General features: G+C 35.6%; 9 protein-coding genes. 3 read left to right on the forward strand and 6 right to left on the reverse strand.

Annotated features, from left to right (window positions below):
- Positions 1-64 precede the first annotated feature (64 nt).
- Together glgC and uvrC are read left to right on the forward strand one after the other, a co-directional pair.
- Positions 65-1,321, forward strand: coding sequence for a glucose-1-phosphate adenylyltransferase (gene glgC, locus ACUN8G_RS11590; RefSeq protein WP_437347224.1), 1,257 nt, complete (start codon positions 65-67; stop codon positions 1,319-1,321).
- 62 nt (positions 1,322-1,383) lie between these two features.
- Positions 1,384-3,237 (forward strand): excinuclease ABC subunit UvrC, encoded by a 1,854-nt coding sequence (gene uvrC, locus ACUN8G_RS11595; protein ID WP_437347223.1) that lies wholly within the window; start codon positions 1,384-1,386, stop codon positions 3,235-3,237.
- Positions 3,238-3,240: 3 nt separating this feature from the next.
- Here the strand turns inward: uvrC and ACUN8G_RS11600 are convergent, their stop codons facing one another.
- Positions 3,241-4,272 (reverse strand): LacI family DNA-binding transcriptional regulator, encoded by a 1,032-nt coding sequence (locus ACUN8G_RS11600; RefSeq protein WP_437347222.1) that lies wholly within the window; start codon positions 4,270-4,272, stop codon positions 3,241-3,243.
- A gap of 230 nt (positions 4,273-4,502) precedes the next feature.
- On the opposite strand from ACUN8G_RS11600, the gene ACUN8G_RS11605 reads away from it, so the two are divergent.
- Positions 4,503-5,669, forward strand: a complete 1,167-nt coding sequence (locus ACUN8G_RS11605; RefSeq protein WP_437347221.1) for an iron-containing alcohol dehydrogenase — start codon at positions 4,503-4,505, stop codon at positions 5,667-5,669.
- Positions 5,670-5,710: 41 nt separating this feature from the next.
- Here the strand turns inward: ACUN8G_RS11605 and ACUN8G_RS11610 are convergent, their stop codons facing one another.
- The 5 genes from ACUN8G_RS11610 to ACUN8G_RS11630 form a co-directional block, all read right to left on the reverse strand.
- Positions 5,711-8,239, reverse strand: coding sequence for a glycoside hydrolase family 9 protein (locus ACUN8G_RS11610; RefSeq protein ID WP_437347220.1), 2,529 nt, complete (start codon positions 8,237-8,239; stop codon positions 5,711-5,713).
- 16 nt (positions 8,240-8,255) lie between these two features.
- Complete coding sequence (locus tag ACUN8G_RS11615; protein WP_437347219.1) at positions 8,256-10,583, reverse strand: spermidine synthase family protein; 2,328 nt, start codon at positions 10,581-10,583, stop codon at positions 8,256-8,258.
- Positions 10,580-12,541, reverse strand: coding sequence for a GDSL-type esterase/lipase family protein (locus tag ACUN8G_RS11620; RefSeq protein ID WP_437347218.1), 1,962 nt, complete (start codon positions 12,539-12,541; stop codon positions 10,580-10,582). Before ACUN8G_RS11620 ends, ACUN8G_RS11615 begins: the two co-directional genes overlap by 4 nt.
- A 106-nt stretch (positions 12,542-12,647) precedes the next feature.
- Positions 12,648-14,378 carry a peptidylprolyl isomerase gene (locus ACUN8G_RS11625; RefSeq protein WP_437347217.1) on the reverse strand — a complete coding sequence of 577 codons (1,731 nt, stop codon included), beginning with the start codon at positions 14,376-14,378 and terminating at the stop codon, positions 12,648-12,650.
- 129 nt (positions 14,379-14,507) lie between these two features.
- On the reverse strand, positions 14,508-16,265 hold the full coding sequence (locus ACUN8G_RS11630) for a T9SS type A sorting domain-containing protein (RefSeq protein ID WP_437347216.1): 1,758 nt from the start codon (positions 16,263-16,265) through the stop codon (positions 14,508-14,510).
- Between the last annotated feature and the right edge of the window lie 54 nt (positions 16,266-16,319).

The following is a 16,319-nucleotide window of genomic DNA, read 5'->3' on the forward strand; positions in this document are numbered from 1 at the left end:
TAGTGTTAACACAAAATTAATTATTTCTGACGTTGCCAATCAAATATTAATTGAATATATTTTAATGCAAATAGTCGAGGATGCTATGGCATACACGGGTTCGGAAATATTAAGAAAAACATTAACCATGATTCTTGCAGGCGGTCAGGGAGAAAGATTATTTCCATTGACAAAAGACCGCACAAAGCCTTCCGTTTCTTTCGGAGGTAAATACAGAATCATTGACTTCACATTATCTAATTGCCTGAATTCAGGTTTTAGAAAAATCTACGTATTGACGCAATATAAATCCGATTCGCTTAATCGGCATTTATATGAAGCGTGGAATATTTTTAACCCTGAATTAGGAGAATTTATTTATTCAATTCCACCACAATTTAAAACAAGCAGCGATTGGTATCTCGGAACGGCAAATGCAATTTATCAAAACTTCAATTTGATTGAGGATCATCTTTACGATTGGGTATTGATTCTATCGGGCGACCATATTTACAAAATGGATTATCTAAAAATGATTCAGTATCACATTGAAAAAAAAGCCGATTTAACTTTATCAGCTATAAATATTCCGAAAGATCAAGCGAATAGATTTGGAGTAATTCAAATTTCGGAAGATTACACAGTCCAGTCGTTCATTGAAAAGCCGAAGTCCCCGCCTACAATTCCTGATAACCCAGACCAAAGTTTTGTCAATATGGGTATTTATGTGTTCAACGTAAAAGCATTAAAAGAAGTAATGTACAAAATGGAAGAAGAAAAAGTACCGAGTCTAGATTTCGGCAAACACGTAATTCCATATATGCTGAAGAAAAACTATAATTTGAAGGCTTATCGTTTCGTCGACGAAAATAAAAAACCAGAACCGTACTGGGTAGATGTTGGGACAATAGAAAGTTACTACGCAGCGAGTATGGATTTAATCAGTGTTAATCCCCATTTTAATCTATATGATACACACTGGCCTTTAAGAACTGAGCAAAGACAGTTTCCCCCTGCCAAAACAGTTTCGCACGAAGGCGAGCGAGTCGGACGTGCGATCAATTCGCTTATAACAGATGGAACAATAATCTCCGGAGGTCTCGTCGAAAGATCGATACTCGGTTTTAATGTCAGGGTTAACAGTTACACATACATTACCGATTCGATTATAATGGACAATTGTAACATCGGTAGATATTCGAGGATACGACGGGCAATTATCGATAAAAATGTACACATCCCCGAAGGCACAGAAATCGGCTTTGATCCAGAAGAAGATAAAAAGCGATTCAAAGTATCCGAAACGGGCATCGTTGTTATACCGAAGAACTACAAATTCTGAGTAACAGGGCAGGGAAACTTCCCTTCCTTGCCTTGTTATCCCCTTTAAATTATTTTTATAATATGAAAGAAAACTTACAAAATAAACTAGATAATCTTCCAAATTTACCGGGCATTTACCAATTTCTGGATAAAAACGGTAAAGTTATTTATGTCGGCAAAGCAAAGAATCTACGCAATAGGGTAAGAAGTTACTTTCATAAAAATATAGACTCACCCAAAACTGCAGCACTCGTTTCCAAAATTGAAGATATCGAATTAATTATTACTGATAATGAAATTGAAGCCCTTGTTCTTGAAAATAATCTGATAAAACAACTCAAACCTCGTTACAACGTTAATCTAAAAGACGATAAGTCTTATCCTTACATAAAAATATCGAATGAGCCGTTTCCGCAAGTTTACCCAACACGAAATGTAATTAACGACGGCTCGAAGTATTTTGGTCCTTATACAGATGTCAAAAGCATGAAGAAATCGCTCCGCCTAATTAACAAAATATTTAAGATCCGGAGCTGCAAATACCATATTACTCAAGAAACAATTGAGAAAAAAAAATACAAAGTATGTCTCGATTATCATATTAAAAAATGCGACGGACCATGTGAAGGGTTAATTTCAGAAAACGAATACGCACAGCTGGTAATGCAAGTGATAAAAGTATTGAAAGGCAAAACCGACGATCTAATTAACGAGTTGCAACAGCAAATGCAAAATGCAGTTGAGAAATTGGAATTTGAAAAAGCTGCTGAACTGCGCGACCGAATCGAACAACTGCAGGTATATTCATCCAAACAAAAGGTAGTATCCACAGAAAAAGAAGATAGAGATATTATTTCGGCTGTGTATGAGGGAAGAGATGTTGCCGCTACGGTATTGAATATCAGGTCAGGCAAATTAGTAGGTAAACGCCAATTGACATTGGCTATTTCTGATGCTATTCCGATGACTGGAGAGGCACATGATATCAAAGCACTTTATGCGTCGATTATTAAATTTTATTACAACGATTTTGTGGAAATTCCCAAAGAAATTATTCTTGAAGAAGAACCCGAAGAGAGTGAAACTTTAATAGAATGGTTAAGTAAAAAAGCAGGTTTTAAATGTCGTTTTATTGTGCCGAAGAAAATGAGCGAGGCAAAATCATTATTGATGATGTGCAAACAAAATTCAATTCTTCAACTCAAAGAGATTCAACTGCAGAGAATGAAAAAAGAAGGGAGTGTTCCATTTGTTATTGCTGCTCTGCAGAAAGAATTGGGACTAAGAAATTTACCTCGTAAAATCGAATGCTTTGACAATTCCAATCTTCAAGGTAGTGACCCTGTCGCAAGCATGGTAGTATTTATAGACGGCAAGCCAAAGAAAAGCTTATACAGAAAATTTATTATACGCAGTGTGGTCGGTCCCGATGATTTTGCCAGTATGCGTGAAGTAATCGAGAGGCGATATTCCAAAGCGATTGATGGTAGTGAGCCGATGCCCGATTTGATAATGGTCGATGGCGGCAAAGGGCAATTGTCCAGCGCTATCGAAGTTCTGAAAAAATTAGGAGCTCAAAATTACGATATCATTGGACTGGCAAAAAGGCTCGAAGAAATCTATTTACCAGGCGAAAAAGAGCCCCATATTATTCCAAAAGCTTCGCCTGTTTTGAAATTACTGCAACAGATAAGAGACGAAGCGCATCGATTCGCCATCACTTTCCATCGTGTACGTAGAAGCAAGCGAACAATAACCACTGAATTACTCAATATAAAAGGAATAGGTCAAAAATTAGCAGAAAAGTTACTGAGCGAAATGACTATTGATGAAATAAAACAGGCAGATATAGAAAAACTTTCTGGTATCATCGGGAAAGCAAAAGCTAAAATCATTTACGAGTATTATCATATAGCAGGTGGAGAAAAACAGTAATAATTATCCGTTCAATACTCTTGTAGATTCTCTAATGATAAGTTCGGTCTCGAGTACGACTTTTTCCGGGGGCAATAAAACATTCGATTCAATATTTCTAATCAGTATTTCAGCAGCTTTTCTTCCTATTTCATGTTGAGGTGCTCTTATTGTAGTCAGCGGAACCGGATAGATGCGAGCATAATAAATATCGTCGTTACCAACAATGGAAATATCTTCTGGCACTTTTATTCGTAGTTCCTTGAGTGCCATCATTACTCCTAAAGCCTGCTGGTCGTTAAAACATACAATTGCGGTGGGATAATTTTCTTTCTTACGGTTTTTAAAATATTCGATTGTTTTTCCAAAGCTTTCTTCGAATTTCGAACCGATCGAAACGATCATATCGTCTCTTAAAATCAAAGGGCTTTCGCTGAATGCCTGTTTGAATCCTTCAATTCGTTCCTGTGTATGTGAAGACTGAGGCGGCCCAGCAAAGTGGACAATTTTTTTATGTCCACAATCAATCAGATATTTAACAGCCTTTTTTATTGCATTCTGGTTATCAATGGCCACTACATTTGCCTGAATACCTCTTACATCTTCCAGGAGGACGAAAGGATAATTAATCATCTTCAATTTAAATAAATGCTCAATTTCTGAACTTCCCTCAACAATCGGAGCAATAATTGCACCCTTAATGTCTTTAGCCGAAAACATATGAGAAAATCTAATTTCGGATTCATGGTTATTTTCGGAACTTGTAACTACAACCGAATAACCTTTTGAATTTGCATATTCTTTAACCCCTGAAGCAATTGCAGTATAGAAAGGATAATTCAAGTCTTTAATTATAATTCCGATAGCCTTATCCTGATTGCCATTTTTTAAATTACGTGCAACTCCTTTGGGTCTATAGTTAAGCTCTTTCATTATCTGGAGGATATGGTCGCGTGTTTCTGGTTTTACAGTATTCTTAGCATTAATAACAGCTGATACGGTTCCTTTAGATACCCCTGCTTTTTTGGCTACATCTACGATGGTTATTTTCTTCATTTAAGATACCTGCTCTGAGCTCCCCAAATTAAAACGGTTTAATACTCTTCTAAAACATCCAAAAATACTTTTATATCCTCATAAAATCAAATCATTTTTTGATTGAAATTCTTAAAGAGGATAAAACTTTAGTCGTTATTAAATCGTATTTTCCTACCAAATTATTCATTTTATGACACTTTTTTTATCTTTGCACGAATAATTAATAAACTAATCCGGAGGTTAACCGTATGAATAATTTTGTATATCAAAATCCTACTAAAATTATCTTTGGGCGGGAAACAATTGGAAAGATAGGGAATGAAATAAAAAATTATAATATTAAATCCGTTCTTCTTTTATATGGTAAAGGCTCTATTTTCAAAAACGGAGTTTACAATAAAGTGATTGAATCGTTAAAAGCAAATAATATCCGATATATCGAAAAAGGAGGAGTTAAACCGAATCCCATATTGAGTTTTGTGCGAGAAACAGCGAGTTATGTTAAAGAAAATAAAATCGAAGCCATTTTAGCATTAGGTGGTGGCAGTGTAATTGATTCGGCAAAAGCAATTGGTGCTGCAGCCATTTATAATGGCGATATATGGGATGCATTCGAAGGAAAAGTTCAGCTAACAAATTCCCTGCCTATATTTTCTATACTTACCCTTTCAGCAACGGGCTCTGAAATGAATGGCTACGCAGTCATAACAAATGAATCGGAGAATAAAAAGTGGGCATTTACAGCCGGATTGGCTTCGTATCCGAAAGTATCGATAATCGATCCGACAGTACAATTTACACTACCAAAAGAACAGACAGTATATGGTGCTATTGACGCGCTTTCTCATATATTTGAATTGTATTTTGATGGCACTCCAGAGACAGATTTACCGGATGAACTTGCAGAAGGCCTAATAAGAATTATTATAAAGAGTACAAAGATACTAATTGAAAAACCGGATGATTATAACGCTCGCGCAAACTTAGCATGGGCTGCCACTCTGGCATTAAATGGAATAGTCGGAGCTGGCAGAAATTATGGTGATTGGGCAACTCATTCAATCGAGCATTCGATCTCAGCGTTCTATGACATTGCTCACGGAGCTGGCCTGGCTGTTATGTTTCCTGCTTGGATGCATTATAACATTAATCTTATAAATGAAAAGCTAATTAAACTCGGTAAAAAAGTATTCAGTGAAGATATAAATGAAGGTACACAGACAATAAAACAAATTGTAGAATATTATAAGTTGATTGGAGCACCGGTAAAACTAACAGATTTCGGTATTAAGGAAACCGATCTTTCAAAACTTGCAGATAATGCTGCATTACAAGCACCACTCGGCACATTGAGGAAATTGGAGCGGAATGACATTTATCAAATTTATGCAATTGCTTTAAAAGGCGAATATTAAAAAATGGGCTGTCCCATTATAATGCGACAGCCCATATAAATTTAGTTACCGTTCAATAAATTATCGACCGCATTAACGAGGAAGATATACTCGGCACAAATATCAACTACATATTCATTCTCGCCCCAGAGGAAAGGCCAGTCCTCTTTGTTTTCGGGAAAGTCCGGTTTCAACATTAATAATCCAGGAACAACACCGCCGGCAATAAAAGTAAAATCAGCCCTATTTCCTCCATAAGCCACTTTTTTTGAGTGAACTCCTACTGCCGAAACAAAGGAAATGTTCGATGAAGGATGAAGGCCGTAAATATAATTCAATCCTCTGAATGTATATTCGGGACTCATAATCTCGGGGAATGCTCTATTGACATGATAATTTGTGATTGCCCAGCTTATTAATTCATGGTTGCCTGCCCAGGGGCGCCTTCCAATTAATACTCCGTATGGATTTTCCTTAAAGAATTCGTCACACTCCGCTTTATATTTTTGTACGTACGGAACGAGCTTTTCTTTATACTGATCGTTGAAAAATGGAATGGCTTTTACAGCAGGTTCGATATAAAGAATACGTGATAAATCGAGAGCATCCCAAATCAGCTGTTCAAATCGTTCTTTATATTTATTATTGCCGGTTGAAATCAACAATTGCAATGCTGCATCGATTTCACTTTTAATTCTGTTCAATGCAAACCTGCCGGAATCTTTTATTTCCCAGCCAGATTCATTATGTTCTTTAATCCATGCATTTTCTGCTATCGACAATGCTTCACTGGCAAGCGAATCATTGAATCCTTTCAGGGCTCTGTATGCAGCAGCCAATGCAGCTATTGAGGAATAATTCAATGCAGTATCTTTACCTGTAAATGCCCACCTGTCGTCATTAACTCCACTGTATTTGCCATCATTTTCATTAACACCCATCTCGGGGTTATAGATCAAATTGTCTGTCATAGTAGATGGATCACCGAGATGGTGATATTGATGAAGATTTGGCACAACAATCCCTCTAAAGGCATGCCCGACAGATTTATGTTGAGCTACAAGTTGTAGCGTGCCGTGTTCAATCTGTTGCAACAAATCGGGTTTCCCGTCGGGATGATGAATATCAGTATATTTAATTTTTTGATCGATATAAGTTTGATCCCTGTCAATTTGAAACTTTTCCCAGCTATCGACAAAGCTCATTATTGCGGTACAATGATGCCCAGTTTGAATGTCAAAGTCACCCGCATCGAACCAACCACCAACATCGAGTCCTGGAATATGTTCGCCGGGTTTGTATTTAGTATCTGTACTGGGTCCCATACGGTAGCCATCAAAATGGACATGATTAACGGGAGCCTGTCGCGCATCGTCCCGGCTGGGTAAGCCATGCCATACTCTGTAAGCTTCGTTGACAAACATATGGTCCATCTGGACAGGGAACCATACATCCAGCGTAGCATGCCAAGCTGATTTATAAACATCCTTGCTTATCGGGAAAGGTTTGGTTGTTAATTCTCCATATTTAATACAGTATAATCCGCTTTCCTTAATGTCACTAAAATCAAAAGTAACATATTTATACCTGAGGAACTCACCCCATTGTTCAACTTTCTTTTCTAAGGCGAGGTTTGTATTTCCACTTTCGTCAATTTTATAAAGAGCAGCTTTTTCAAGTGGTGTATCGTTATTATCCAGTTCGATAACAGCAATTTTATTCTGATCGGGGTGATATCCAACTTGAGAATACGTAATTACTGGTTCACGTATCCAATCCTTGATTGAATTTGCTTTTAAGAACCATTTTAAAACTACTCCACTCTTATTTGCAGGCAATAACGACCTTACAACATACCAGCCATTTTGAGCCAAGTTTCTGCCGTCAAAAAGCATTAGCTTCTCCGTAAGCGATTTAATAGTTACTTGGCGTTCAGGATCTTCAGGAGCGAGAACAATAACCTTACCCTCAGCAATCGGCAATGGTTCGATAAATTCTCTGCGTCCCCTGTCGTCAAAAGTAGAATGGCCTGCAAATTGTGGAATTTTTTCTTCGATTGATTTGACTTTAACCGGACCGGTCGGATACAAAGGAAAAACTCCAGGCTTACCGTCAATTAAATAGGTTTTTTCAAAATAAGCCGAAGGTAAAAATTCCATATTAAAACCGGCGTGCCCTACTAATTTTTCGGGTAAAGGTTCGTCCAAAATTACTTCTATAAGAACACCGTCTTCGTACGCTTCGACCTTTACTCTGGAATTAAAGTCGAACTCATTGTATCTCAGTAAGACTTCTATTGCGTTATTCTCTCTATCTACTTTTCTCTCAACAACCATCGGTATCTGGTCCCACTGTTCTGGTGTGGGCTGAAGACGCACAGCACCTCCTGTAGCAGTTCTGACTCCATGATGGATCAATTCGATACCTGCGGTTTTTTCGTCAAAAAAGTAGCCTGTATATTGATTGCTGAAAACCAATAAATTCACACCACGAGTTTCAAAATATTCTTTTTCATTGATTTTCAATGTCTGAGACCATAGTGTAAATTGACTTAAAAATAACATCGCCATAAGAAGAAATAATTTTTTCATTTTACCTCTCCAGTTATTATTTATTGCAAGTTGCTCTCCATGCACCAAGAGTTATAACTAAATAGAAAAATAAACCTACCATAAAAGACACTGCAAATCCAAACGTCATTGATAAGATTACAGCTAAGACTGAGCCTGTTACGGACATAATACCATTAATACCATACAACCACGGGATGTAGTTTGAAAGACTATTTTGTTTAAGTAACTGAATTCCTGTGGGAAACGGGAAGCCAAGTAGAAAAGCTAAAGGTAGTAATAAAATAAAAATTACTAAAGCCCGATAAAATAGACTTAATTCAACTACTCCACTCAGTATTGAAGAATAAGTTGTGAATAATAATATTCCATATGCGATAATCAGTAAAGAGATAATAATTAAACGATGATAAATTTTTTCTTTGATTATCTTATGACTGTAAAAACTTCCTAATCCCATTCCAATCAACATAGATGAGAGCAAAACAGATAACGATATCGTAGGGACACCCAGATAAAGAATTAATTTTTGAAACAAAGCAATTTCAATAATCATAAAACCTGCTCCTATGCAAACAAAAAGCAGAAGCGCGAAAAGAAGCACTGTCCGATTTATTTTTTCTTTATTATTTCGGATTACTTTAACTAAGGGAATAGTTATAAATAGGAAACCGATAATCAAGATTCCTAAAAAAAGATTCTCAAAATCATCGGGTACACCGCGGTTTATCTTATAAAAGAATGGACTGTCGTCTCGTACAGGAGATATATCATATTTATCATTTTTTATTAAATCATCAACAGAATAGGTATTCTCTTTGATTGCCAGCAAGAATTGATTTTCTGGCGATTTTTCTAACTTATCCCAACTGTATGGAAGATAAGTTACCTGCGGTAAACTACGAGGAATTTTTTGCGCGGTATTTTTGATATCATTTATTTCTTCTTGTGAAAATGCCATTTTTTTTATTACAAGAGTAGGTGCATAATCCTGTCCAATTATAACAAAGTGATTTAACGCAGCCTGATTATCAATACCCATTTCTTCAAACGCATAGAGTGCTGTAACCAATAGTCGGATTAATTCCCATCTGTTATGTAACGTAAAAATCAACTTACCGGATAAGGATAGTTTGTTTAAATAATCTTTTATAGCTTCTACTGTAAGTAAATAGTTTTCGTTTGATGCAAGGTTATCAATATTTTGTAATTGTTCTGTGGAAGGTAGGGCCATTACTATTATGTCGAAATATTCATCAGTGCGCTTAATAAAGTTACGCCCTTCATCTACTTTAATAGTGACATTATCAAAATCGGTATAAATACCACCGTTGTAGTCTTTATAATCTTTGACAATCTGAACAAAATCTGAATTAACTTCAACTCCGTATATATTTTTAACTCCCTCGATTAAACCTATTAAAATTTCCTTTCCTCCCCCAGGTCCTATTACAAGCATCTTATTTTTTTCATTCTCTTTGAGAAATAAAAAAGGAATTGAAGTGGAATGTTGTACCAAGAGTTTGCCAAGTTTACTACCGGGATTTTTAACATCGCCATTAAAGCGGTACATTTGCGAGCCTGCTGAACCGTCCACAAATAATTGTTTAACTATATCTTGATTATTGTACCTAACTAGATCCGAACGACCGTTGATGCTCCATCTGCTTTCTTCAATTTCGGAAATATATTTTGCGTCTGGATAAACAAAATAAAAATCTTTTTCGGGATAATATCCTATCGGAATTTCCCCGAGCAGTTTAGCTTCTCTATTAATAAGAAGCAGCACCACGAACAATAATAAAAAGATGTTACTCAATAGTTTACCCTTCGGAGATAATTTACCGGGTAATATATTTATCGTTGTCAACAGCAATACTACAGAAATGAACAATACACTATTTGGAGCTCCGAGATAATCAAGAAGGATAATTGATATTGCCGCACCAATGGCTGCTCCAGCCAGATCATAGGCATATAATCGAAAACCCTCTAATGAAAATACTTTATAAATTTGTGAATAAATAATACCAGCCAATAGAAATGGTATGGTTTGCAGCAAGAAGTAAAAATATGGATTAGTTATTTTGAAGAGCGTTATCAATAAGATAAACAGTATAAGAAAAAGGCTCAAAGTTACAATCAACTTTTTCAATAATAAAATAATTTCTTCTGCATCGTTTTTCTTAATCTTATAATGTGCATATATACTTCCCAGGCCAATACCTAACATAGCAAGCGATAGGATTAAGAATGCATAGTTGCTGACGAAAATTACTGATGATATACGAGTCGATACTATTTCGAAGCTGATTATCGAGATAGAAAGTGCTAACAAAATGAAGTAAATTCTTTTACCTTTCATTGTGCTCCAGGAAATGAGATACGACTATTTTTATTTTTTTTAATTAGCCTATTTAACTCCACTGCTTCTTTGTTGTGCGGGTTTAGCCTTAAGGATTTATTAATATAAACAGTGGCTGAGTCGAAATTATTTTTTTTATAAAAAGCTAATGCCAGATTATATAAAATAACCGAGTTACCAGGCTCCGATTTATCAGCCAGTTTCAAATATCTGATTGCATTGTCGTAGTTGCCGATATAGAGAGCCATCAATCCGTTTCTACGTGGTGTATAATCGTTTAGATTAATTTTATTTTGTGCATAAAAAAATCTTAGAGCACCGTCGAGATCTTTTAGAATTGGATATTGATAAATAATTACATCCATATATTTAAGGTAGTCTTTAATTTCATCTCTTCTAAGATGATAAGTCGCTGCTATTAAGTGCGCATCGACCCATGATATCTTGTTTTCAATTCTTGCTGCGGCAATTGAATCGATGAAATCTTTTGGATTCAATATTCGCATTAAATCATGCTGATTAAATTTTCCTCTCCTTTTTTGGGTAAAAGGCCAATCCGACTTTAACAGTTTTACATAATAAATACCCAATACAGAATCCAATGGAGTGAAAACAAAATTTGCCAGTGTGATGCTGTCCTGTTTCTCATATGGAAATTGTTCTTTGCCGAGCGAATTCAAGTAACCGTATTTGTACATATAATCATAAAATGATTTTCCTATCAATTGATAACCCTGCAAATTCGGGTGCAGGTGATCAACAAAGAGATTGTCACCAACTATTTTAAAGGGACTCACGCTGTTAAATACTGAATCAAGAGGTACAACAGCAACTTTATATTTATTTCCGAGCTGATCAATAACTTCATTCAATGCCTGAGGAGCCCGAAATCTGAGAGCGTCCAGGTCTTTAGCCAGCACAAATAACGATTCGGCTTTTGAAAAATTATTTTTTTCCAATTCCTTTTTTGCATTTTCATAAATTTCGATGGCAGTTTTATTTCCACGATATTTTATTGACGCAAAAGGTTTTTGGTCCTTCAAATTACATACAAGCTTTCCTAATATTACAGGTGTTCCTTTTTCTTTGGCTAATTGTAAAATTTCATCTAAATTATTTCTGAACTGTTCCACGCCTTTAAAATACTCTTCTGAATCGATCGGGATTAACTTATTTTCTGCAATTTCCGACATAAGAGTGCCACGCGACTTTCTATCATCTGAAGAAAATAAGGATAGTATTGAATTGACTGCATCTCTCAACAATTGTGTTGTTTTGAATTTATTTAGAAATAGCATCAACTTAACCAGATTCCGAGATGTACCGAACGACTCAACGGAACCAACGCCCAGAGCACCGTAGTATTCATTATGTCCAGCATAGATCAATATTAAGTCCGGTTTTTGTTCCAATACTCCTGGTAATAAATCCAGAATCGTATATGAATTGACTGCTGTCATACTGATATTGACAATTTCAATTTTCGCCTGAGGATATACAAGCTCCAATCTTTTGCGAATATAACGTGAAAAAGCTCCCATCGGATTAAAGGGGTAACCCTGGGCACTGCTTCCGCCCAGCACAAACACTCTAAACGCATCTGGCTTTTTATGGAGGTCAAACATATCTTCAATTGTATTCGGAACAAAATTGCCACTCGGGAAATATCTTCTGCCAATTTCTGGATTAATTATAAGCTTGTCGTTGCCGGCATCGACCCATTGTTCCAGATTATATCCGTAATCAAAGGCTCTGAGTGATAATTCTAATAGAACTAAAAATATAATCGGAATAGCTACAAGGATTACGTAAAACCATTTAGGATACTTATGTGATGATGAATTTAATATTTCTTTGATTTCTTTTATGGAAAGATTATACTTTTTAGATAGCTGTTCGGGAGTAAAATTTTTACTATCCGCTAATACCTTCTTTTGAATGTATTTTTTATTGTCCAAATTATTCACAGATTATTATTCTACAATCTAACGGATTTTTTTACAATAAAACAGTTCATCACTTAAATCTGAATAAATTTTTTCAGTAGAAAAAAGATTAAATGAGTTATGAAATGCCGTCGATTAATTTTTTCAATACCTTTTCGTTAACCACAGGATTGTATTTTTTCATTAAATATTTTTCAACCTCTTGTTTAATCTCATTTCTGTGATAATTTTTATAGTCTTCAATGACTGAACCTTTGGCTTCTTCAAAAGTTAATTGCTTTTCTGGTCTGATTTTATAGCACTTAATAAGGGCATACTTTTTTTGATTTTCTTCTGTAAATTCAATTGGTTTTGTAACTTCCAGTTCATTTAATGTGAATGCTACCTTTCCAAATAAAGGTTTTTCTTCTTTTTGTAAAGACCTAATTTCTCCGTTACGTTCTTTAATATACGTCTTTACCAGATAGGCACTTTTAACTTTTTCAAATGGAATTCCGTCATTAATTTTTTTATAAGCCTCTTCAGCTTCTTCTTTTGAAGTAAAGACCATAACTAAAATATTTCTTTTTTCAAGCTGGTAATATAAATCGTTCTGGTGCTTTAAGTAGAAATCGTAAATAGCCCCATCCGTAGCCGGCGGGATTTTCGATTCAATTACTGCCTGATTGTATAGATAAACTATTTGATTCTTTAATACAATATCGTCTGTAAATGCATTGAAAATTTTTTCTTTTAGGTTCAGGCGCTCAGCTTTCTTTACAATCATATCTGTTCTCACAGCTTCAAGCAGAAAATTCTTCAATATTTCAATTGTAATATTTCCATTATTGTTAAGAATCAGAATGTTGTCTAACAGATAAACAAACTTTTTGTAATCAACCGAAAGATCGTCATACTTTAAAATGATTTTGTTATTCCCTTTTTTAATTTCTTCTGAGATTACTTGTGAATATTTGTCTTTATAAAAATCAGGTGTATTTGACCAGGAAGCAATTTGTTCTAAGGCAGTAGTATCCCAGCATACTTTATTTTCATCGATTAATTTCATTTTGTCATTTTCAAATTCCTCGTATGCAGGTGCGTAAGAAATATTTTTCAGGTACGTTGAAATTTCATTTTTAGCAACATCGTAAGGTTCTACAGTCACATGTTTTACTTCCGTAATTTCAACTATTTTAAGAGAACTAGGTGTATTTATTATTCGCACATCTCCTTCATTTAATTTAAATACGACATTTGCTACCGGATCAAGGAGTGCTTGTTTCCAATCGACTTGCTGAGTAATTGGATTGTTATTCGAGGAATATTTTTTAATTAGTTCGTTAAAATCTTTCCCGTTTTCGATTTCCAATTTTATCTGTATGGCTTTCTTCTCTAACGAATCGAGTTGCTGCTGTGCAATGTTCTCACTCTTTATTAGTTCTATTTGTCTATAAACGACTTTTCTACCTATCGTGTTATAAACATTTTTCACTGCTTCTTCAGTAGTGTATTTATTTAGGTACTGAGATTTGAAGTATTCTGTAACCAATCCTTCATTTACTATACGGCTTATACTTTTGATTAAATTAGTATCGTTTCCCAAACCTCTATCAAAAAAGTCCATCCTTTTTAACTGATTAATCAGCATATCATGTAGAGCATTACGATATACATCTTCTCTATTTTTATATTTTTTGTCATATAACCAATCGACTATATATTTATTTAGTTCAGAAATAGTAAAAGTATATTTATCGGCATATGTTACAACAATTGAGTCGTTTGAGGAAAATGTAAATGCTGATATGCTGCCACTGAGTAAAATTGCCCCCACTGCTAAAAGAAATAAGTATCTAAAATAACGCATAAATTTTCTCCTGTTCGGGAATCGATATGACGACTTTCAAAAACGCTGACTAATTATTTGATAATGTGAATTTAATAAAAATAAAACCCCGATAAAAATTATCGGGGTTTTACGATTAGAAAGTTATTATTATTTGATCAACATCATTTTCTTGGACAGTTTATAATTATCAGTCTGTAAGGTGTAGATATACAAGCCGCTGGCAAGATTGGAAGCATCAAATGTAACTTCGTATTTCTGTGCAGTTTTGTAACCTTCAACCAGAGTTGCTACTTCCTGTCCCAGAGCATTATATACCTTAAGAGTAACATTACTCGGCTCTGGTAAAGTAAAGGTAATAACCGTAGTCGGGTTGAATGGATTTGGATAATTTTGAGATAATTCGAATTGAGTCGGCATACCACCTAATTCTTTGACTGAAGTTACAGTATGACCTTCTGCCAATGCAGTAACAAGGTCAGAATAGTATTTGGAATGATTTGCAATGAAATTGGCTTTTGCATCTGGGAACCAGTTCAAATCACCAAGAGGTAATCCATCGGTACCGCCAACTTTTAGATCTGCATCACTGTAAGAAAGGTCGATAGGAATTGGCCAATCGGAATAAATGAAGTTTTCTGTTCCAGTACTGTTTACTCTCCAGAAAGGCATTACTGCTGTGCTTGTAGTATCAATAGTTGCAAGACTGAATTCTTTAAGAACATCTACCTGGTCAGTTAATAGGTCTGCGGGATTTGTAAAGTTTGGTAATTTTTCGTACCACTTACCTTCTGTTAAATATGGATAATTTGTATTATCGTCGAAAAGTGCCTTTGTACGGGCGTTCATTTTCATAGCCTGATTCATCCATGTGGTAAATCCATTAACAGCCATACTATTTGCTTCCGTTGCCAGATTTGCAACTCTAGGATCCCAGTAAACCAGGTTAGCTTCAACCAGCCACTTTCTAGGGACTTGCTCCATACTCTCTGGTAGAACAGCAACGTCGATAATGCCCTGTGGTTGACCGTCATAAGCTTGTTCCGATAGATCTTCTGTCATATTGGGTCTGAAAGGTTGTACGTTACTATTAACAAAAATGTTATTGGCAACGATAGCGTTACTTTGAACACCCTGAGTTTCAAAAATTACGTTCGAACAATTGATGAAAGTATTATGATTTACGTAGATAAATTTAATAGGATAATTTCTGAATTTATAAATATAACCTTGAGCCATAACGTGAGTATTGTTTTCGACGTAGATAGTATCCGTATTATTATCTACGTTATCGTATACACCTCCATTACGACGGCATGCACGCCCACTCATATTGACAAAATAGTTGTCTTTGAAATATAGCCTCGTACCCGAATTAGCATTAGACTGAACAAAAACCCACCAGTTATGCTCCATCATGTTATTTTGAAAAACAACTTTACGGTCTGAAGCACCAGAGTTAAAAAATGCCCAGCCATAGGTTCCATCTGGAGCACCGCAAATAATACTCGTATTTTTTACAGTTAAATCATGACTCCATGTTATACCGCCTGGACTGGAGCCACCCTCGTCGGAATATCCGGATATAATCGGCGGTGCAGCTTGTCTTTGAACCAGAATGTCATCATCTTCTCCAACAATTACCGTTGGCCTGTCAGCAGGAGTTGTAAGAGTAGCAGATAGAGGATACCAGCCAGCCGTCTTGAGCATGTAAACTCTGCCTGCAGGAGCCTCGGTGTCTAAGGTTATAGCATTAGTAAGCGAGTTAGCCTCGTTTAAGTCGTAAAAGTCTTTGATAACAAGAGTATCGCCCCTTACTTCTTCGACATAATCCATAAGGCTTTGAGCAAAAGAAGAAGAATACGAGAGCAGCAATAGAGTTAAGAAATAGAAAAATAATTTCTTCATAGCATGCCTCCTAATAATTAGTTGTATGATTAAATAACTTCCCCATGGTATTCA

This window comes from Melioribacter sulfuriphilus, assembly GCF_052656625.1.